Annotated in this window: 20 protein-coding genes; 5 read left to right on the plus strand and 15 right to left on the minus strand. The window is 65.4% G+C overall.

Annotated features, from left to right (window positions below; all coding sequences use genetic code 11):
• Window positions 1-13 precede the first annotated feature (13 nt).
• The 14 genes from NQ490_RS06195 to NQ490_RS06260 form a co-directional block, all read right to left on the minus strand.
• Window positions 14-931, minus strand: a complete 918-nt coding sequence (locus NQ490_RS06195; protein WP_007048308.1) for an alpha-1,2-fucosyltransferase — start codon at window positions 929-931, stop codon at window positions 14-16.
• Window positions 928-2,031: a glycosyltransferase gene (locus NQ490_RS06200; protein ID WP_007048307.1), complete on the minus strand. Its 1,104-nt coding sequence runs from the start codon at window positions 2,029-2,031 to the stop codon at window positions 928-930. The genes NQ490_RS06195 and NQ490_RS06200 overlap by 4 nt, the downstream gene beginning before the upstream one ends.
• A 17-nt stretch (window positions 2,032-2,048) precedes the next feature.
• The gene (locus NQ490_RS06205; RefSeq protein WP_007048306.1) at window positions 2,049-2,954 is read right to left on the minus strand and encodes a hypothetical protein; all 906 of its coding nucleotides are present in this window, start codon (window positions 2,952-2,954) and stop codon (window positions 2,049-2,051) included.
• The gene (locus NQ490_RS06210) at window positions 2,941-4,062 is read right to left on the minus strand and encodes a glycosyltransferase family 4 protein (RefSeq protein WP_007048305.1); all 1,122 of its coding nucleotides are present in this window, start codon (window positions 4,060-4,062) and stop codon (window positions 2,941-2,943) included. Before NQ490_RS06210 ends, NQ490_RS06205 begins: the two co-directional genes overlap by 14 nt.
• Complete coding sequence (locus NQ490_RS06215; RefSeq protein WP_007048304.1) at window positions 4,059-5,036, minus strand: glucosamine inositolphosphorylceramide transferase family protein; 978 nt, start codon at window positions 5,034-5,036, stop codon at window positions 4,059-4,061. The genes NQ490_RS06210 and NQ490_RS06215 overlap by 4 nt, the downstream gene beginning before the upstream one ends.
• Window positions 5,033-6,196 (minus strand): glycosyltransferase, encoded by a 1,164-nt coding sequence (locus NQ490_RS06220; protein WP_007048303.1) that lies wholly within the window; start codon window positions 6,194-6,196, stop codon window positions 5,033-5,035. Before NQ490_RS06220 ends, NQ490_RS06215 begins: the two co-directional genes overlap by 4 nt.
• Before the next feature lie 121 nt (window positions 6,197-6,317).
• Complete coding sequence (locus NQ490_RS06225) at window positions 6,318-7,094, minus strand: hypothetical protein (RefSeq protein WP_007048302.1); 777 nt, start codon at window positions 7,092-7,094, stop codon at window positions 6,318-6,320.
• A 17-nt stretch (window positions 7,095-7,111) separates the two neighbouring features.
• Window positions 7,112-7,795, minus strand: a complete 684-nt coding sequence (locus tag NQ490_RS06230) for a tRNA1(Val) (adenine(37)-N6)-methyltransferase (RefSeq protein WP_259951681.1) — start codon at window positions 7,793-7,795, stop codon at window positions 7,112-7,114.
• The gene (locus NQ490_RS06235) at window positions 7,785-8,330 is read right to left on the minus strand and encodes an NUDIX domain-containing protein (RefSeq protein ID WP_007048676.1); all 546 of its coding nucleotides are present in this window, start codon (window positions 8,328-8,330) and stop codon (window positions 7,785-7,787) included. The genes NQ490_RS06230 and NQ490_RS06235 overlap by 11 nt, the downstream gene beginning before the upstream one ends.
• 161 nt (window positions 8,331-8,491) lie before the next feature.
• Complete coding sequence (gene phoU, locus NQ490_RS06240) at window positions 8,492-9,178, minus strand: phosphate signaling complex protein PhoU (RefSeq protein ID WP_007048674.1); 687 nt, start codon at window positions 9,176-9,178, stop codon at window positions 8,492-8,494.
• A gap of 15 nt (window positions 9,179-9,193) precedes the next feature.
• On the minus strand, window positions 9,194-9,946 hold the full coding sequence (gene pstB, locus NQ490_RS06245; protein WP_278078316.1) for a phosphate ABC transporter ATP-binding protein PstB: 753 nt from the start codon (window positions 9,944-9,946) through the stop codon (window positions 9,194-9,196).
• Between the two features lie 17 nt (window positions 9,947-9,963).
• Complete coding sequence (pstA, locus tag NQ490_RS06250) at window positions 9,964-10,815, minus strand: phosphate ABC transporter permease PstA (protein ID WP_147644601.1); 852 nt, start codon at window positions 10,813-10,815, stop codon at window positions 9,964-9,966.
• Between the two features lie 55 nt (window positions 10,816-10,870).
• Entirely contained in the window at window positions 10,871-11,773 is a 903-nt protein-coding gene (gene pstC, locus NQ490_RS06255) for a phosphate ABC transporter permease subunit PstC (protein ID WP_007048671.1), read from the minus strand.
• A gap of 108 nt (window positions 11,774-11,881) precedes the next feature.
• Window positions 11,882-12,838, minus strand: a complete 957-nt coding sequence (locus NQ490_RS06260; protein ID WP_007048670.1) for a substrate-binding domain-containing protein — start codon at window positions 12,836-12,838, stop codon at window positions 11,882-11,884.
• A 369-nt stretch (window positions 12,839-13,207) separates the two neighbouring features.
• On the opposite strand from NQ490_RS06260, the gene NQ490_RS06265 reads away from it, so the two are divergent.
• The 5 genes from NQ490_RS06265 (at window position 13,208) to NQ490_RS06285 (ending at window position 19,897) form a co-directional block, all read left to right on the plus strand.
• A complete protein-coding gene (locus NQ490_RS06265) occupies window positions 13,208-15,034 on the plus strand; it encodes a Na/Pi cotransporter family protein (protein ID WP_007048667.1) in 1,827 nt (608 codons plus the stop codon).
• 18 nt (window positions 15,035-15,052) lie between these two features.
• On the plus strand, window positions 15,053-15,745 hold the full coding sequence (locus tag NQ490_RS06270; RefSeq protein WP_007048666.1) for a response regulator transcription factor: 693 nt from the start codon (window positions 15,053-15,055) through the stop codon (window positions 15,743-15,745).
• Complete coding sequence (locus NQ490_RS06275; protein ID WP_007048665.1) at window positions 15,738-17,138, plus strand: sensor histidine kinase; 1,401 nt, start codon at window positions 15,738-15,740, stop codon at window positions 17,136-17,138. Before NQ490_RS06270 ends, NQ490_RS06275 begins: the two co-directional genes overlap by 8 nt.
• A gap of 107 nt (window positions 17,139-17,245) precedes the next feature.
• The gene (locus NQ490_RS06280) at window positions 17,246-18,784 is read left to right on the plus strand and encodes a nitrite/sulfite reductase (protein ID WP_007048664.1); all 1,539 of its coding nucleotides are present in this window, start codon (window positions 17,246-17,248) and stop codon (window positions 18,782-18,784) included.
• Between the two features lie 129 nt (window positions 18,785-18,913).
• Window positions 18,914-19,897 carry an ABC transporter substrate-binding protein gene (locus tag NQ490_RS06285; RefSeq protein WP_007048663.1) on the plus strand — a complete coding sequence of 328 codons (984 nt, stop codon included), beginning with the start codon at window positions 18,914-18,916 and terminating at the stop codon, window positions 19,895-19,897.
• A 171-nt stretch (window positions 19,898-20,068) separates the two neighbouring features.
• Here NQ490_RS06285 and NQ490_RS06290 read toward each other — a convergent pair whose 3' ends face one another.
• A complete protein-coding gene (locus NQ490_RS06290) occupies window positions 20,069-20,503 on the minus strand; it encodes a hypothetical protein (RefSeq protein ID WP_007048662.1) in 435 nt (144 codons plus the stop codon).
• Window positions 20,504-20,516 lie beyond the last annotated feature (13 nt).

Below are 20,516 nucleotides of genomic sequence, written 5' to 3' on the forward strand. Positions count from 1 at the left end.
CTCCTTTCGCGGTTTATCGGGTTTCGATAAGATGCCAGCCGGGCTGGTACAGCGCCGTCTGTTTGGTGTGGGCAAACCAGCGGTCGGGCGCCCAGACGGTGCGTCCCTCCCCCGCCAGATACTGCGCCCACCAGCTGTAGGTGGAATTGCTCAGGATGAATCCCCGGCACAGGGCCATGAGATTCAGGTCCCCCACCGCATCCCCCCGGGGCATCCAGACGGCGGGCAGGCCCGCGGTGTCCAAGTGTTCCTTCGCCCAGTCAATGTCGTCGGAAAAGACAAAAAGGGTCGCCTCCGGATATGCGGCGGCCGCGGCGGCCGCCGCCCGGGCATAGTAGGCCGGGCTGCAGACCTGCAGGATCTCGTTTTCGGGACGGCAGTAGTCCCCCCGGCGCAGATGCAGCGCCACCGGGCAGGCCGCAGCGCGGATCTTTTCCGCCCACACCCCCGCCGGGGCCTGCTTCGCCCGCAGTTCTGCCCGGATGGTGGGGGCAAAATCCGCAAAGTAGGCTTCACTCTGGAAATAGCCCCAGGCCAGGAAATCTCTGGCCGGGCCGCGCCGCACCGGAGTGTAGCCGTCGGTGGCAAAGTGCAGCCCCAGCAGATTCAGCACCGGGGCGCAGCGGCGCTCCCAGTCGTGCCAGTCCCGGGCCATCAGCCCCTGGCGCTGCTCGTATTTGATCATCAGCGCCTTGGCGGTGTTCTGCCGGGGCAGATGCCGCTTGGCAAACCCCGGCTCCGCCAGGATCTTCACCTCCGGGACCAGGTTCAGCCCCTCCAGGGCGCAGGCCGTGTGGGCGGGGGCGCCGTCCCGCCAGTCCTGCCGGTCCAGCAGGGTGACCGCCTCGCCGCAGCGCAGCCCCAGCGCCCGGGCAAAGGCATAAATGAACATCTGGTTGCCCAGCCCGCCGGCCAGTTCCGCGTAGATCATCCCTTGCCTCCCAGTTGGTCGTAGAGTTGTTCCATCCGGGCAGCGGCGGTGTGCAGCTCGTACCCGGCCGCTGCCAGTTCCGCCCAGTGGTCGGCGTGGGGGCCCCGGCCCGCGATGCGGTCCGCCGTGGCCGCCCATTCCGTCAGGGGTGCGTCCAGCGGCAGAAAATGCACCAGGTCCGTCACCGCGCCGTCGTCGGGCACGTTGGTGGACGCCAGGCAGGGCACGCCGCAGCCCTGGGCCTCCACCAGCGTGACGGGGCTGCCCTCAAAGTTGCTGGGCAGCAAAAACAGGTCAAAGGCGTTCATGTAGGCGGGCACATCGCTCTGGACCCCCGCAAAAATCACCCGGTCGGTCAGGCCGTGCCGGGCGGCAGCGGCCCGCATTTCCGCCTCCATCTCGCCGGTGCCCACCAGCAGCAGTTTCCAGGCGGGGTCGGCGGCCATCGCCGCGAACACCTCCATAAGGAACAGCGGATTCTTCTGGTGGTTGAGCCGCCCCACAAAGCCCGCCAGCCGGTCGGTATCGGCGATGCCGTACCGGGCGCGGGTGGCGGCCCGGGCCGCAGCGTCGGGGTAAAACCGCCCCTGGTCCACGGCGTTGCAGGCTACGGCAAAGTTGGGCCTGCGGTCGATGTGGTCGCCGAAGACGAACCGCCCCGCCGCCACCCCGCAGCCCAGGAAGTAGTCGGCAAAGAGCTGGTAGACGCCGTGGGCCGCCCGCCAGGTCAGCGTCATGGGCGGGTAGACGATGTGGCTGTGCACGATGATCTTCGCCCGGGGGCAGAGCAGCCGCATCATGCCGCAGACCGGCGCGCCGATCTTGCTGGCGGTGTGGTAGTGGATGATGTCGTAGTCCTTGTGGGTGCGCAGATGCCGCCACAGGGCCCGGATGCGGTCCCTCTTATGGTCGGGCACCGCCAGGATGCGCACCCCTCTGGCCTCCAGGGCCGGGGCGGTGCTGGCCTGGTCGGGGGGACACTGCCCCACAAAGAGGTCCACCTGATACCGGGTGGTGTCCAGGTGGAGCAGCAGATTCTGCACATACCGCTGCACGCCGCTCTGCACGCCCAGGTGGTTGCTGATCATCAGAATGCGCATGCCGTCTCCTCTTTCCTTTACCAGTAGCTGCCGCCCTCCACCGTCTCCCGGTGGGCGATGCCCTCGTTTTCCGCCGGGCGCACCCAGGCGTCGTTGTACAGCCGGGAGATCACCGGGTGGGTGTCCCAGCGCTTGCCTTTGATGCCGAAGAGCAGCTGGGTGGCGCCGCTCATCTGGATGGCCGTGTGGCCGGTGTCCCGGGCGTGGGCCGCCAGGGGCAGGCCGTAGGCCCCCGCCCCCACGATGGCCACCTCGTAGTCGGCGGCGTCCATCTGGGCTTCCATGGCCGCCAGGGCGTCGAACCAGCTGGCGTAGCCGGTGTCCTGCCCCGCCAGTCCCTGCACCGCCCGGATGACCGTGAGGCTGCCCAGTTCCGGCAGCACCCCGGTGCCGGGGAAGAGCCGGGCCCGCTTTTCGTACTGGCGCAGGATGGTATCCCGGAAGGGATGGACCACCAGCACCTTTTTGCCCGCCAGGGCGCTGCTCCAGGGCTGTGGATGGTAGTAGGGCTCCAGCGCCCGGAGTTTGCAAAACACCGTGCCCTGGCAGCCCCGGATGACCTCCCGCTCCGCCCCCACGTCCCAGAGGGCCAGCAGGTCGGCGCTTTGGGCGCAGGATACATAGAGCTCGCAGAACCGGTCCAGGGTGGCGTCGTCGGTGGGGAAAACCCCGGACAGGTTGCGGATGTCCTGCCGGGTCCGGTCGGTGAAATGGCCGCCGTGGGCAAGGCGGTCGGCCACGGTGCGCATCTCGGTGGCGCCGCACCGGGCAAAGAGGAAGGGGCCGCCCCGCAGGATGGCCGCCCGGGCCAGGTCGTTGCCCGCCTCGGCTTCCAGCACCCGGACGCCCCGGTATTTCCACCCGAAGCGCCAGCCTTTATACAGGTTGCGCGCCGCTTCCAGCAGGGCGTTATCGTTGTCCATGGGCAGCCTCCCGCTTGTTGGGCAGCAGCGTCAGCGCCAGCTCGGCGCTGTTCTGCCACAGAAAATGTTCGTTGATCCGCTTCTGGGCGGCGGCGCCCATGGCGTCGTCCACCCGGGCGAGTGCCGCGGCCATCTCCTCCACCGAATCGCAGAGGATGCCGCTGACCCCGTCCTCGATGATGAGGTCGGGTCCCGGGGCGTGGCGGGCCACCGGCGGACAGCCTGCGTACATGGCCTCCAGCAGGCTCATGCCGAAGATCTCCTGCTCATTGAGGTTCACAAAGGCGTTGCAGGCATGGTAGTAGACATGCACCGCCGTATTGGGCAGTTTGGGAATGAGCCGGCAGCGTCCGGCCAGCCCCGCTTCCTCCAGGGCGGCGCGCAGGGCGTCCCCCTGGCTGCCCTGGCCGATGATCACCGCCAGCCAGCCGGGAGCGGCCTTCAGCAGCGGCACCAGGTCCAGCGGCCGCTTGTAGGGATCCAGCCGCCCCACAAAAACGAGGATCTTCGCGTCGGGGTCCAGTCCCACCGCCCCCCGCAGCTTGGCCCGCTCGGCGGGCACATCGGGGATGATGGCGGTGTCCAGCCCCACCGGCATAAGCCCCGCGCAGGGCACGCCCAGGCTTTCCAGCTCGGCGGCCACCGCGGGGGTTTTGGCGTAGGTGGGCGTTTTTTTGTAGATGGCCAGGTTGCGGCGCAGCAAAAGGTCCATGACAAGGCGCACCGCCTTGTGGGGGGAGGTGCTTTTCAGCGCCCCCAGCTGGCTGTAAAAGAGGATGCCGTGCCGCCGGCAGAACCGGTAGAGGGAGGGCACCCCGGGGGAGTTGTCCCCCATCACGTGGACGGCGTCCACATGCTCGTCCAGCAGCACCTGCCAGCTTTGGTAGAACGCCTGGGAGCCCAGGGCGCGCACCGGCAGATAGTAGACTTTCACGTTGGGTTCCGGTTCCTCCACCGTGGGGGCGGCGGCACCGGGGTCGGGGTAGAGCACGATGCCCCGGGCGCCCAGCGCCGCAAAGGCGCGGGCCAGGCCCACCTCCTGCCGGTTGTACAGGCCCTTGCGGCCCGAAGGCCCGCAGTAAAACTGCGGGATAGCGATGGTTTTCATGAATTTGTCTTCACCTTTGCAAGATACCGCGCGTCGATGACTTCCAGCTGATCGTCGCGGCAATAGGTGTGAATGCCGATCATATCCTTGGGATCCAGTCCCTGGATGCGCACGGCGGCGGGCAGCGCCGCGCAGAGCGGCACCTCGGAACTGCCCCGCCGGGCGGAAAACTGCAGATAGACACCGTAATCCACCGTGGTGCTGACCTGGGTGGGATGGATGACCTGCTCCCCCAGCACAAAGAGGGGCCCGGCGTTGCGGCTGATGAGGTCGAATTCCCGGTGCTGCAGATTGAAGGCCTCGTCGGGCAGCAGCTCAAAGGGCTCCCCGGTGGGCTCCGGCGGTTCGGTGCCGGGCAGCGGTTCGGGGGGCTGGACGGTCTTGCGCAGCGTGAAGCGGCGCCACCGCACAAAGAACTGGTTGTCGGGCTTGGTCTCGCTGCACAGCAGGGTCAGGGCATCGGGGGTGCGGTCCACCAGGATGGCGTCGCAGAGTTCGGCGTCCACCGCGAACCGCTGCACCAGCTCCCACTCCGCGGGGAAAGCCTTGCAGCGGTAGAGCCGCAGGCTGTGGTCATTGCCCGATTCGGGGATCATCCAGGTATCGCCGTTCCAGTCAAAGACCGTGGGGAAGGACAGATGGAAGTCCTCCTCCAGCGCCACCTGCCAGCCCTCGGTGGTGCCGTCGTCCAGCAGATGGCAGACCTCGATGCGCCCCTTGCCAGCGGCCAGGTCCATGGCCTCGGCAAAGAGATACCGCGCCCCGCCCCGGCGGTAGAGCAGCGGGTCGGCATACCAGAAGCCCTCCCGCCCGGGCAGCGGGGTGTAGGGGGCGGCCCCCAGGGCGGGCAGCGGGTCGGCGCCCTCCGCCGTGGGCACCGGCCGCACGGCGATGGTGTAGATTTCCTTTTCGCCCGTGAGTTTGCGCAGCAGCCGTCCGGGCGGCATGTGCAGGGCGCGGTAGAGTTGATTCATCGTTCTTCCTTTGTATATAAGCGCAGCAGGGCGCGGTAGTTTTCTTCTTCATTGTAGGTGCGGCGGGCCGCGGCGGCGATGGCACCGCAGTCAAAGGTGCCGGCCAGCAGCGCCCGCACCGCCCCCGCCAGGGCTCTGGCGTCGCCGGGAGCAAAGCGCAGCCCGTCGATGCCGGGGCGCACCGACGCCCCCACGTTGCCCAGGTCGCTGGCTACCACCGGCGTGCCCAGGCAGTGGGCCTCCGCCGGGACCAGGGCGAAACTCTCGTAGCAGAGGCTGGCCGCCAGCACGCCCTTGCTCTCCGCCATGCAGCGGTGGAGTTCCGCCGGAGGCAGCTGCCCGAGGAAGGTCACCTGTGCCCCGGCGTGCTCCCGCGCCCAGTCCCCCAGAGGGCCCTCCCCTGCCACCAGCAGGGCGGGCGCGTCCGCTCCCAGCAGGTCCCAGGCTTCCAGCACGGTGCGCAGCCCTTTCAGTTCCTCCAGCCGTCCGGCAAAGAGCAGCTGGGTTTTCCGTTGGGTCCAGGGGCGCACCGGCCCCTCCGCCACGCAGACGGGATTGGGCTTGACCACCAGCCGGTCGGCGTCGAACATCGGGCGCTGGTGGTTGAATTCCAGCAGTTTGCGGCGGTCAAAGTCGGTGAGGGCCACCATGGTGACCCTCCGCCAGGTACCCAGCCGCCGGTGGAGGGCGTAGGCGGCGGCCACCACCATGGTCTGCGGCAGGCTTCCCCGGTAGCAGCGGTGGCGCACCGCGCAGGAAAGGCCGTGGTGGGGGCAGTCCTCGCAGACCTTGCCCTCCCGCAGCAGAATGCCGTTGGGGCAGAACAGCCGGAAGTTGTGCAGCGTCTGCACCACCGGCACGCCGCTCTGTTTGGCGGCCCGCACCACGGCGGGGCTGAGCAGCAGCAGCGTGTTGTGGATGTGAACGGCGTCGGGTTTTTCCCGGGCCATGAGCGCCCGGACCTCCCGGGCGGCGCGGCGGTTCCAGACGGCGTGGAGCGGCAGCAGCAGTTTGGCCAGGCCATGGGCGGCCTCCTCGTTGCTGCGCTCATACACCACCACGGTGTGACCGTGGCGTTCCAGCAGGGCACGCTCCGCCGCAAAGACGGCATCTTCGCCGCCGGGCAGGCGGTAATGGCAGTGGATGAGCAGGATCTTCACGCCGTTTCCTCCCTTGATGCAATAGTTCGCCTATTTTGCTATTATACCCTTTTTAGACGGTATGCGCAAGGACGGCCACCAAAAAGCCGGGGCCCCGCAGCAGGCGGGGTCCCGGCCGGAATCACTGATCTTTGTACTGTTCGTCGCGCATTTTCTTGACGGTTTCTTCCACCTGGAAACTCTTGTCCAGCACGGGGTAGATGGCCATAAGGCCCAGCAGGGTGGGCAGCCAGCAGCCGGTGATGACCAGCAGCACCGAGCTGAAGGGCCAGAAGAGGGCCACGATCAGCCAGTAGGCCAGCTGCCAGACGATGCCCAGCGCCGTGCGGGGCAGATACCCCAGGAAGAGCAGCACAGCGTTTTTGAGCATGCCGCCGAAGGGCAGTTCCAGCAGCGCCACCTGGGCAAAGATGTACTGGGCCAGCCCCGTGAGGAAGACCACGCCCACCAGCAGAGCCACCAGCATGCCGGCGCCCTGGCCGCTCATGTGGTAGAGGGTGAAGATCTGCATGGCCAGGATCAGACCGCCCAGGGCACCGGGCAGCAGGGCTGCCTTGGCGTTGCGTTTCCAGGCACGGCGGTAGGTGGTCCACCAGTAGCCCGGCTCATCCCGCAGGCTGCGCAGGATGGTGTCCTGCAGCCCGCAGAGCTGGGGCGCGGCGATGGCGCCCCCCACCACACCGGCCAGCAGGGCGGGCAGCACCGCGTGGCTGACGATGGAAAACCAGATGCCGAACACAAAGGGCACCGAGCTGAGCAGGGTAAGCAGGCCGGCCAGCCAGAAGCTGGTCATATCCCGGCCCAGCAGTTCCACAAAGCGGGCAGCGCCCTTCTTGCGGGGGGTATCGGGGTCCACGCCGGGACCCGGGCGGTCATAGTGCATGTTGAAAAGAGGCATGTTCTTTCTCCTTTATTTTATACTCCGTAGCGGGCGGCGCCGGTCTCCACCAGCAGGTCGGGTTCCAGCCGCAGTCCGGGGCGTCGGCCTTTCTGGGCCTCCACCACAAAGAGCCAGGGGGTGCTCCCCGGGCGCTGGCGGGCAAAGGCCAGCCGTTTGGGTTCCAGCCGGGCGGCCCGCAGGGTGCAGAGCACCTCGGCCAGCTGGTCGGGCCGGTGGCAGAGGGTGAACCGTCCCCCCTCCCGCAGGGCCCGGGCGGCGGCCTGCACGGCGTCCTCCAGGGTGCAGCTGTCGGTGTGGCGGGCGGCGGCCCGCACCGGGTCGGGGCTGCGGGGTCCGGCGGCAAAATAGGGCGGGTTGCAGGCGGCGAAATCGTACCACCCCTGCTCGGGGCCCGCCCGGCAGAAATCCCGCAGGTCGGCGCAGAGAGGGCGGATATGGTCAGCACCGTTTTCCCCCACCGCCGCGGCGCAGAGGGCGCTGGCATCGGGGTCCAGTTCCACCGCCGTGCAGGGTCCGCGGTGGCCCTCGTCGTGCCAGACCAGCGCCACGATGCCGCACCCGCTGCACAGGTCCACCGCCCGCTGCCGGGGTTTGGGCAGGGCGAACCGGGCCAGCAGCAGGGCGTCCGAGCCGAAGGTCGCCCCCGGCGCCGTGAAGACTTTGGTGCCGTGGTCCAGGATCTCGGGATTATTCAGCATGTTCTTTGCGCAGCAGGGCGTATTTCATCAGGCCCACCTGGGTCTTGGAGTCCCGGATGGTGCCGTCCAGCACCATGGCCAGGGCTTTCTCAAAGGGCATCTTCACCACGTCCAGGAACTCGTCGGGGTCAAGATGCTGGTTCACGGGGTGCAGCCCGTCGGCGGCCCAGAGGTAGATCTTCTCGCTGTCGTAGCCCACCGTGGCGTACACCACGCCCAGGTCGGTGAAGTGGTCGGCGGTCAGACCGCACTCCTCCCCCAGTTCCCGCTTGGCGGCCTCGAAGGGGTCCTCCCCCGCCTCCAGCTTGCCGGCGGGCAGTTCCCAGATCTCTTCCCCCATGGCATAGCGGAACTGGCGGACCATGTAGACGTTGCCCTCGGCATCCACCGGCAGGATGCAGGCCCCGCCGTGATGGTGGACCACCTCCCGGGTGCTGGTGTTGCCGTTTTCCAGCCGGACGGTGTCCAGCGTGACCCGGATGACCCGGCCGTTGAAGATTTCTTTGCTTTCCAGCATGGTTTCGGTATGCGCCATGATGCAGTGCTCCTTTGCGGTTGGTTTGTCCCTATTGTACCGCAGCGGCGGGCAGGAATCAACCGGGTCTTACGCAAAAACCAAAGCGGGGTCCGCATGACTGCGGGCCCCGCTCTGGTTGGTATAGGAAAATAAGGGAATGGTTTGGAAATCGGCGCGTGTTACACGATCTTGCGCGATTTGTGCACGCCGGTCTTGAGGAATTCCACCCACTCGGCCACGTTGACGGCGTGGTCGCCCAGGCGTTCCAGGTATTTGCTGATCATGAACAGATCCAGCGCGGTCTCGGCATCGGAGGGATGGGCCGCAATGTACTGGGCGATCTCGCCGCTGATCTTGCGGAACATAGCGTCGCAGTCGTCATCCTTGGCGATGACCTGGGCCGCCATGGACAGATCCACCTGCACGTAGGAGGCGATGGCATCCTTGACCATATGCAGGGCCACCTCGCCCATCCGGTCCAGATCTTCCAGCACGCCCACGCTGCGGGCCCCCTCGGGATGCAGGTGGAGGGTGATCTCGGCAATGTCGCTGGCCTGGTCGGCGATGCGCTCGATGTCGGTGACCATCTTCAGGGCGGTGGAGACCTTGCGCAGGTCCCCCGCCACCGGCTGCTGGCGCAGGAACAGCGTCAGGCAGCGGTGCTCGATCTCGTGTTCGGCGGCGTCGATCTCGCTGTCCCGGGCGATGACGCTGCGGGCCAGTTCGATGTCGCCGTTGCGCAGGGCGGTCATGGCGCTCTCGATGGCGCCGCCCGCCGCGTGGCCCATCCGGGCCAGCATGGTGTCAAGCTGCATGAGCTCGGCGTCGTAAACCTTGCGGCTGCTGTAGGGCATAGTAAAAGCCATAATCTTCTCCTTCCATCAACCGAAACGGCCGGAGATGTAATCTTCGGTGCGCTTGTCCACAGGGGTGGCAAAGACACTCTCGGTGGGCCCCATCTCCACCAGTTCGCCCAGCAGGAAGAAGGCCGTCTTGTCGGAGATACGCGCCGCCTGCTGCATGTTGTGGGTGACCATGATGATGGTGTAGTTTTCTTTCAGTTCCATCGCCAGCTCCTCCACTTTGGAGGTGGAGATGGGGTCCAGGGCCGAGGTGGGCTCATCCATGAGCAGCACTTCGGGTTCCACGGCCAGGGCTCGGGCAATGCACAGACGCTGCTGCTGACCGCCCGACATGCCCAGGGCGCTCTTGTTCAGCCGGTCCTTGACCTCGTCCCAGATGGCGGCGTCCCGCAGGCTCCGCTCCACAATCTCGTCCAGCTGGGCCTTGTTGTGGATGCCGTGGGTGCGGGGACCGTAGGCGATGTTGTCGTAGATGGACATGGGAAAGGGATTGGGTTTCTGGAACACCATACCCACCCGCTTGCGCAGCACGTTGACGTCCATCTTGTCCTTATAGATGTCCACGCCGTCCAGCAGGATGTCGCCGGAGATGCGGCAGCCCTCCACCAGATCGTTCATCCGGTTCAGGCTCTTCAGGAAGGTGGATTTGCCGCAGCCCGAGGGGCCGATGAAGGCAGTGATCTCCTTTTCGGGAATGGAGATGTTGATATTTTTCAGGGCATGGAAGCTGCCGTAGTACAGATCCATGTTTTTGACTTCGAATTTATTCACGGTAGGTCCCCCTCGTGTTAATGTTTGGCCAGTTTGCGCGCGATGAAGCTGGACAGGCAGTTGATGGCCAGCACCAGCACCAGCAGCACCACGGCGGTGCCGTAGGTGGCGTCCACATGCAGGCCCTCGCTGGAGAGCAGGTACATGTGCACGGCCAGGGTGCGGGTGGAGCTGAAGACGCTTTCGGGGATCTTGGCCACCGAGCTGGCGGTGTAGATCAGGGCAGCGGTCTCGCCCACGATGCGTCCCGTGGCCAGGATGATGCCGGACAGGATGCCGGGCATGGCGCTGGGCAGCACGATGGTGAAGACCGTGCGCAGCTTGCCGGCGCCCAGGCCGAAGGAGCCTTCGCGGTAGGAATCCGGCACGGCGATGAGGGCTTCCTCGGTGGTGCGCATGATGACGGGCAGCACCATGATGGCCAGGGTGAAGGCGCCGGCGATGAGGCTGTAGCCCCAGTGGAGCTGGGTGACGAAGAACAGCATGCCGAACAGGCCGTAGACGATGGAGGGGATGCCCTGCAGGGTCTCGGTGGTGACGCGGACCACCCGCACCAGCTTGTTGCCGCGCTTGGCGTACTCCACCAGCCAGATGGCGGCGAAGATGCCCAGGGGCGTGGCGATGACCAGGGAGAAGGCGGTCATGAGGACGGTGTTGATGAGGGCAGGCATGAGGGAGACGTTGTCGGAGTTGTATTCCCACTCAAACAGGGAGGGTTTGAGATTGGGAATGCCCATGACGAGGATGTAGCCGATGAGGAAGAGCAGCACGGCGGCGGTGAGCAGGGCGGCCAGGCGCACCAGCCACCGCAGGACACCGGCCTGGACCCGGGCCGCCGTGCGGTTGCGGTTGCCCTGGGGGAAGACCATGCGGGCGTTGACTTTGCCCAGACTGGCGGCCTTTTCGTTGCCGCCCACGGTGATCTCAGGCATTCTTGCTGCCCCCTTTCACGATGCTGAAGCAGAGGTTGATGAGCAGGATGAAAACGAAGAGCACCACGCCGGTGGCGATGAGGGCCTCCCGGTGAAGGTCGGCGGCATAGCCCATCTCGATGACGATGTTGGAAGTCATGGTGCGCAGGCCCTGGAACAGCCCCTTGGGCATCCAGGTCTGGTTGCCGGCCACCATGACCACGGCCATGGTCTCGCCGATGGCGCGGCCGATGCCCAGGATCACCGCCGAGAGCACACCGCTCTTGGCGGCGGGCAGCACGGCGAAGAAGACGCTGCGCTCATGGGTGGCGCCCAGGGCCAGGCTGCCTTCATAGTAGCTGGCGGGCACGGCGTCCAGGCTGGTCTTGCTCACCGTGATGATGGTGGGCAGGATCATGATGCCCAGCAGCAGGGCGGCGGTGAAGAGGCTCATGCCCTTGCCGCTCTTGACGCCCAGCACATCCTTGAAGAAGTCGCTCTTGACCATCGCCTGGACGGCGGGGACCATGACCACCATGCCGAAGAAGCCGTAGACCACCGACGGGATGCCGGCCAGCAGCTGCACAGCGGGCAGCATGACCTTGTTAACGGCGGGGGAGGCAAACTTGGACATGTAGACGGCGGTGAGCAGTCCGATGGGCACGCCCACGATGATGGCGCCCGCCGTGACGTAGATGGAGCCCAGGATCATGGGCAGGATGCCGTAGATGTCGTTGCCGGGCTTCCAGGTGGTGCCCAGCAGGAACTTCAGGGGTCCGATCTCAAAGATGGTGGGCAGGCCGTTGGCGAACAGGAAGATACAGATCAGCGCGACGGCCAGAATCGAGATGCAGGCACAGGCGGTAAAGACGCCCTGCATGACCCATTCCCGGGTCTTGGCGGTTTTCGTTTTCATTTTCCTATACACGCTCCTTGGGGTTCAGCGAAAAACCTGTGGGGTTCTACCATAAAAAGCGGCTGTCACCGCCGGAGCTGCAACAGCCGTTGAGGGGGATGGCGGGACTTACTGGAGGTCAGACCAGACAGTGGTCTCGCCGGTGTAGATGCTCTTGATCTGATCCACGGTCAGGTCGGCAGTGGTGTTGGCGGGGTTGACCACCACCGCGATGCCGTCCATGGCCAGAACGGTGGCCTGGGCACCCTCGGAAGTCTCGGTGTCCTTCAGTTCACGGCTGGCCATACCGATGGTGTAGGTGCCGTCCAGGGCGCCGGTCACACCGGTGGTGGAGTCGGTGGTCAGCAGCTCAATGGTGGCATTGGGGTTGACGGTCTTGTAGGCCTCGATGAGCTTCTCCATCAGAGGAGAGACAGAGGAGGAACCGCCCACCGTGATGCTGCCGCTGGGCTGGGTGGAGGTGTACTCGGTGCCTTCGCCGCCGATGTAGCCTTCCTCGGTGGCCAGGGCCTGGCCGTCAGGGCTCATGCAGTAGGCGATGAAGTCCACAGCCACCGCATCGGTGGGCTCGCCGTTGGTGACGATGTTGAAGGGACGGGCCAGGGTGTAAGTACCGTTGGAGACGTTTTCGGAAGTGGCTTCCACGCCGCCCACGGTGACGGCCTTGACGGTGTCGTTCAGAGAGCCCAGGCTGATGTAGCCGATGGCGGTCTCATCGTTGGCCACGGCGGTCATGACGCCGTTGGTAGAGCTCTGGATGGCGGCGGCCTCGGTGGTCATGTCGACCTTCTCGCCGGCGTCGTTCTTTTCTTCCACACCGGTCAGCTCGATGAAGGCGCCGCGGGTGCCGGAACCATCTTCACGGGAGATGACCGTGATGTCCTGGTCGGCGTCGAAGTCACCGGCAGCCTCGGCCTCGGTGGACGCGGAAGCGGCTTCGCTGGTGGAGGCGGCGGTGCTCTCCGAGGAGGCGGCCTCGCTGGAGGAGGCGGTGCTGCCGCAGGCAGCCAGGCTCAGGGCCATGCTGGCGGCGAGAACAGAAGCAACGACAGAAGTACGTTTCATAACTATTTCTTCTCCCTTTTAACCAAATCTCTATGTGTTCTTTTGGTAGTTTTGCTGCCCCCTTTCGTCCGGGAGCACGTTCATTGTACCGCGAAACATTTTTTGAATCGACCATAGTGGCGTACAATCGGCGTAAAGAATGCGCAAAGTGCACAATCCAAATGCAAAGAAATTGTAAAATAGGTAAAACTTTCGCAAAAAAGAGCCCGTCCCGGCCCCAAAAATGACGTTTGGCGGCTCATTTTACACAGATTTTACAAAACCTTTACCGTTCCCTGCTGGTGCGGCGGCGAAACAATACATTATAATAGAGAACGGTATAGGGCGCGGAATTGTGCCGCGCGGTTTTTACAAAACCTGAATAAGAGAATGGATGTGTACTACGAGATGAGCATTTTCAACGTGTTCACCCTCATGGGCGGCATTGCCATGTTCCTGTATGGCATGGACCTGATGGGGAAAGCTCTGGAACAGACCGCCGGCAGCAAGCTGCAGGGGATCCTGTCCTCGATGACCTCCAGCCCCATCCGGGGTCTTCTGCTGGGCATGGCGGTCACCGCCGTCATTCAGTCCAGCGGTGCCACCACCGTCATGGCCGTGGGCTTCGTCAACTCCGGCCTGATGGAGCTGCACCAGGCCATCGGCGTCATCATGGGTGCCAACATCGGCACCACCGTCACCGGCTGGCTGCTCTCCCTGTCCGGCCTGGAAGGGGACAGCTTCTTCATCAACATGCTCAACCCCAATGCCTGGAGCCCCATCCTGGGCTTCATCGGCATCTGGATGTTCATGCTGGGCAAGGACCGCAAGCGCGGCATCGGCCAGATCATGCTGGGCTTTGCCATCCTCATGGCCGGCATGAACACCATGTCCACCTCCATGGCTCCTCTGGCCGATGAGCAGTGGTTCATGGACCTCTTCCTCAGCTTCTCCAACCCCATCCTGGGCGTGGTGGCCGGCGCGGTGCTCACCGCCATCCTCCAGTCCTCCTCCGCCTCGGTGGGTATCCTCCAGGCCCTGAGCAGCACCGGCGCGGTGACCTACTCTGCCGCCGTGCCCATCATCATGGGCCAGAACATCGGCACCACCGTCACGGCGCTGATCTCCTCCACCGGTGCCAACAAGAACGCCAAACGCACCGCCTTTGTGCATCTCTACTTCAACCTCATCGGCACCGTGGTGTTCCTGTGCGGTTTCTACGGCCTGAACGCCCTCATCGGCTTCAGCTTCTTTAACGAAAACGCCAACACCTTCGGCATTGCCATCGTGCACACCGTCTTCAACGTGGTGACCACCGCCCTGCTGCTGCCCTTCAACCGGCTGCTGGAGCGCCTGGCCATCATGACGGTGCCCGATTCCCCGGCGGACAAGGTGGAAGAGCATGCCCTGCTGGACCAGCGTCTGCTCACCACCCCCTCGGTGGCGGTCAACCGCGCCATGCTGGTGGGCGGCGATATGGCCGAGATCTGCCGCACTTCCCTGCTGCAGGCCATGTCCACCACCCGCAAGTGGGATGACGCCATTGCCGACGAAGTCCGCCGCAAGGAGGACGCCGTGGACCACTACGAGGACGCCCTGGGCACCTATCTGGTGCAGCTGTCCAGCCGCTCGCTGAGCAAGGAGGACACCCGTACCACCAACACCCTGCTGCACACCATCGGCGATTTCGAGCGGATCTCCGACCACTCGGTGAACCTGCTGGAGGCCGCCGAGGAGATCCGGGACAAGAATATCCGCTTCAGCGACGAGGCCCTGGACGATCTGAGCGTGCTGGAAGCGGCGCTGCAGGACATCGTCAACCGTACGGTGGACGCCTTCCAGAAACACGACTGCTATGCCGCCGGCAAGATCGAGCCGCTGGAGGAGGTCGTGGACGGCCTGGTGCGGGAGGTCAAGACCCGGCACATCGCCCGTCTGCAGGCGGGCACCTGCACCATCGAGTACGGCTTCGTGCTGGATGACCTGCTCACCGACTACGAGCGCATTGCCGACCACTGCTCCAACATCGCGGTGGCCATGATCGAGGTGGCGGACGACAAGTTCGACACCCACGAGTACCTCAACAACATCAAAAACGGCGGCAGCGTCAAATTTGAGCAGCGGTACGAGAAGTACCGCGGCCGCTACACCTTCCCCCCGGAGGGTTCCGCCGAATCTGAGCCTGCCGCGGTTTCCGCTCCTGCCGGACAGGCCTAAAAGGAGTTTGGAATTTTCATGATCTATATCGTCGAAGATGACGCCAGCATCCGCGAGCTGGAACAGTATGCCCTGCAGACCAACGGCTACGAGGCCACCGGCTGTGAGGACGGCGCCAGCTTCTGGGCCGCGCTGCGGGAATCCGCCCCCGACCTGGTGATCCTGGACGTCATGCTGCCCGACGAGGACGGCTACCAGATCCTGAACAAGCTGCGCGCCGATCCCGCCACCCGCACCATCCCCGTCATCATGGTGACGGCCAAGACCAGCGAGATCGACGTGGTCAAGGGCCTGGACCACGGGGCGGACGACTATCTGTGCAAGCCTTTCGGCATCATGGAGTTTATTTCCCGGGTGAAGGCGGTGCTGCGCCGGGCCCAGGCCGCCGCACCGGCCCCCGCGCCCAAGACGCTGACCTTCGGGGCCATCGTGATGGACGACGTGGCCCGCACCGTCCGGGTGGACGGCGCCCCGGTGGAGCTTACCTTTAAAGAATACGCCCTGCTGCATCTCTTCCTGGAGCATCCCGAGCAGGTGCTGGCCCGGGAACGCATCATGAAAGAGGTGTGGGACACCGACGATCTGCTGGAATCCCGCACCATCGACATGCATGTGCGCACCCTGCGCCAGAAGCTGGGGGCAGCGGGAGAGTCCATCCGCACGGTACGCAAGGTGGGCTACAAGCTGAGCACGGAGGGCGCCGATGAGTGACGAGGAGCGCCGGCAGATCCGGCCCCGGAGCATGACCCGGCGCTACCGCCGGGGGCTGATCCTGGTGGGGGTGCTCTGTGTGCTGGCCACCCTGACCGCGGCCACGCTGCTGTTCCAGCGCAGCTACACCGAGCGGGTGGACCGGTATCTCCAGGCCCTCTGCACCACCCTGGCCGACGCCTATGCCCGGTCCGGTTCGGGGGAGGCCGCCGACCTGGCCGGTCTGGCGGCGGACAGCGGCGTGCGCTGCACGCTGATCGCCCAGGACGGCACAGTCCTCTATGACAACGAGACCAGCGAGCCCCTGCCCAGCCACGCCGACCGGCCGGAATTCCAGCAGGCGCTGGCCGAAGGGTCGGGCCGCAGCACCCGCCAGAGCAAGACGATGGACCGGGAGACCCACTACTACGCCCTGCGGCTGGACACCCCCGCCGGGGTGCAGGTGCTGCGGGTGGGCGAAGAGGTGGACAACATCTGGGGCCTCAGCGCCGACACGCTGCCCCTGCTCATCGGGGCGCTGATTCTGATTTTGCTGGGGGCGGGGCTGCTCTCCGCCTGGCTGACCCGGCTGCTGGTCCAGCCCATCAACCGGCTGGCGGAAAACCTGGACACCATCGAGGCGGATGTCCCCTATGAGGAGCTGATCCCCCTGGCCCGCACGGTCCAGACCGACCGCAAGCTGCGGGAAAACAACGAGACCATGCGCCGGGAATTCACCGCCAACGTGAGCCACGAACTGAAAACGCCCCTGACCAGCATTTCCGGCTACGCCGAACTCATCGAGACCGGCATGGCCAAAAGCGAGGATGTGCCGGCCTTTGCGGCGCGCATCCACAAGGAAGCCAGGCGGATGATCGCCCTGGTCAGCGACATCCTCCAGCTCAGCGAGCTGGACAGCACCCAGGCGGCCCGGGGCCAGAGCGCCCCGCCCGACATGGCTCCGGTGGATCTGGCGGCCCTGGTGAAGGAGATTGCCCAGACCATGACGGTGAACGCCCGCAAGGCCTATGTGACGCTGCAGTACGACGCCCATCCGGCCACCGTGCAGGGCTGCCGCGACCAGCTGGTGGAGCTGACCACCAACCTCTGCGACAACGCCATCCGCTACAACCGCCCGGGCGGCCATGTGGACCTGCGCTGCGGCGTGGGCGCGGACGGCTGCCCCTACCTGGAGGTGGAGGACAACGGCATCGGCATCCCCCAGGACAGCCAGTCCCGGGTGTTCGAGCGGTTCTACCGGGTGGACAAGAGCCGGTCCAAGGCCACCGGCGGCACCGGTCTGGGCCTGGCCATCGTCAAGCACATCGCCCTGCTCCACGACGCCCGCATCGATCTGCAGAGCCAGGTGGGCACCGGCACAACGATCAAGGTCACTTTCCCCAAAAAATCCTGAGAGTACGGAGGAACTTTGTCGGTTCCTCCGTTGTTTTATGCGTACCTTTCGTGGTATACTACCATTCGTGAGTGTTTATCCAATGATCTGATAAAGGAGCAGCCTGTATGAACGAACAATGGCTCAATCTCTACCGCACCGAGATCGAAGAATTCTATAAAAAGACCCGCGCCTTCGCGGCCGGGGACCTTTCCCGCAAGGATTACAAGGGCGCCTCCGGCGGCTTCGGCAGCTACGCCCAGCGGGACGGCACCAAACATATGCTGCGCCTGCGCCTGCCCGGCGGCCGCCTGACCGAACCCCGGCTGCAGTTCCTGGCCCGCATCGCCGGCAAATACGACATTGCCCCGCTGAAGCTCACCACCTGTGAGACCATCCAGCTGCACAACCTGACCCCCGACCTGCTGCCCGTCCTCATGGAGCAGGCCGCCTACTGCGACATCATCACCCGGGGCGGCGGCGGCGACAACCCCCGCAACGTCATGGCCAGCCCGCTGACCGGCGTACAGACCGGTGAGGCCTTCGACGTCATGCCCTGGGCCGAGGCTGCCAGCAACTATCTGCTCTCCATCTGCCGGGACATCCACATGCCCCGCAAGCTGAAGGTGGCCTTCTGCAACGGCGTGGATGACTGCGTCCATGCCACTTTCCGGGATATGGGCTTCATCGCCCAGGCCGACGGCACCTTCCGCCTCTATATCGCCGGTGGTCTGGGCAACAACCACCGCATGGGCGTGCTGGTGGAGGAGCATCTGCCCGCCTCCGATGTGCTCTACGCCATCCGGGCGATGATCGACGTCTTCTGCGCCCACGGCAACTACGAGAACCGTGCCAAGGCCCGCACCCGCTATCTCCAGGAGACGCTGGGTGCCGAGGAACTCTGCCGGGTCTACCGGGAGGCCCTGGCCGCCCGCAAAGCCGAGGGCGGTCTGGACCTGAACCTGACCCCCAAGGCCGTGACCAAGACCGGCGAGGGCACCCTGGAGGATGTCCGGGTCATCGCCCAGAAGCAGCCGGGCCTCTACGCCGTGGCCTATCACCCCATCGGCGGCATCCTGCCCACCGGCAAGCCCACCGAGCTGGCCGCCCTGCTGCGGGAGATGCCCGCCGCCGAGTGCCGTGTGGCCCCCCATGAGACCATCTATATCATCAACCTCACCGCCGACGAGGCCCGCCGCATCCTGGCCGCCACCGAGGACGGCGCCAAGACGCTGTTCGAGACCAGCGTGGCCTGCATCGGCGCAGCCATCTGCCAGCAGGGCGTCCGGGACAGCCAGGCGGCCCTGCAGGCCTGTGTGAAGGCCGTGCGGGAGGCCGGCATCCCCGACGGTGCCCTGCCCAAGGTCTGCATCTCCGGCTGCCCCTCCAGCTGCTCGGGCCACCAGGCCGGGGCCATCGGCTTCCAGGGCTGCGTGAAGCCGGTGCCGGGCGGCAAACCCGCCCCCGCCTTCCGGATGTTCCTGAACGGCAATGACGCCCTGGGCGCCGAGCAGTTCGGCGAGGTCATGGGCTTTGTCTACGAGGATCAGCTGCCCGCCCTGCTGGTGGAGCTGGGCCAGGCCGCTGCCGCCGCCGGACAGGACTGGCAGAGCTGGCACACCACCCACGGCGAGGAGCTCAAGACCATCCTGGCAAAATACCTGTAACTCCTTATACAATTTGCCCCGCAGTGTAAAAGGTTTGTCCCTTTTGCCCTGCGGGGCTTCTGTTTGCTTGACAGGGTCCGCCGGGCAGGGTATACTGGGCAGGCAAACCAACCGAAAGGGAACAAAACCATGATGAATCGTATTTTTCCTGCTCTGTGCGCCGCCCTGCTGCTGACGGGCTGCGGAGCCTCCGCCTCGGTCCAGAGCACCGCTCCGGCCGCCACGGCGGAATCCGCCCCCGCCACCGCCGAGGCTGCCGCCACCACGCTGACCTTTACCGACGCCCTGGACCGGGAAGTCACGGTGCCGGTGGAGCCCCAGCGGGTGGCCGTGCTGCTGGGCAGCTACGCCGACGTCTGGTGCCTGGCGGGCGGCCAGGACTCCCTGGTGGCCGCCGCCTCCGATGCCTGGACCGACTTTGACCTCTCCCTCAGCGACGAGGTGGCCAACCTGGGCAGCCTGATGGAGCCCAACATGGAGGAGCTCATCGCCGCCCAGCCGGACCTGGTCATTGCCAGCAGCAACACCACCTCCAACGTGGAGCTGCTGCCCAGCCTGGAGGAGCTGGGCGTGCCGGTGCTCTACTTCGGCGTGAACAGCTTCAACGACTATCTGGGGATGCTGGACGTCTGCACCCAGATCACCGGCCACCCCGAGAACTACCAGACCTACGGCCTGGACGTGCAGGCCCAGGTGGAGAAGGCCAAGGAGCAGGTGGACGGCAGCGCCCCCACGGTGCTGCTGCTGCGCTCGGCCAGCACCAGCTGCAAGGTGAAGAACAGCAAGGGCACCGTGCTGGGCGAGATCCTGGCCGACCTGGGCGCCGTGAACATCGCCGACAGTGACGAAAGCCTCCTGGAAGATCTGAGCCTGGAGCGGATCATCGCCGATGACCCCGACTACATCTTTGTGGTGTTCCAGGGCAGCGACCAGGATGCCGCCCAGAAGACGCTGGATGCGGCGCTGACCTCCAACCCGGCGTGGGACACCCTCTCCGCCGTGCAGAACGGGCACTTCTACCTGATGGAGAAGGAGCTCTACCACCTGAAGCCCAACGCTCGCTGGGGCGAGGCCTACCAGAAGGTGGCGGACATCCTGTATCCGGCCGCCTGACTTTTCCACGATACAGCAAAACCCCGGCGCCTTGGCAGGCGTCGGGGTTCTTTTGTTGTGCAGGCGGCGGGGTCAAGACCCCGCCCTACGGATAACCGGCAAAAGGGCTGCGGTTGTAGGGCGGGGATTCATCCCCGCCGTGGGAATCAGCGGCCGGTCTTTCTTCCGGCTTCAGAGAAACCGGCGGATGTCCTCGGCCAGCTTTTCCTCCAGAGCGATGAGCCGCTTGGTGATGTCCTTGGCATCCTCGCTGGCAGCCTCGTACTGGTTGAGGTAGCGGTTCAGCGACTTGACCCCCATGTTGCAGCCGTCGGTGATGAGGTCCGCGATGGTGGCGTCGCTCTCGTTCATCGTCAGCATGGCGCCGGTCTTGATCCAGGACATTCCCTGGGCGATGGGGTTGGGTTCCTTGCCCTCGTCGTGGAAGTCGTGGAGCGCCGTGACGATCTCCTTCTGCAGCTGGTCGTGTTCGGCGCGGCAGCGGGCCAGCGCGTCCCGCAGGGACTGGCTTTTGGCCACATCCATCACCTGGTCGATGGCCGAAATGCCCATGGCTACCCCGGCGTCGCACTCCCGCAGCAGCTTGATGGTATCCTCTTGAATCATCGGTATCTCTCCC

The organism is Subdoligranulum variabile (assembly GCF_025152575.1).
In the GTDB taxonomy this organism is placed as follows: domain Bacteria; phylum Bacillota; class Clostridia; order Oscillospirales; family Ruminococcaceae; genus Gemmiger; species Gemmiger variabilis.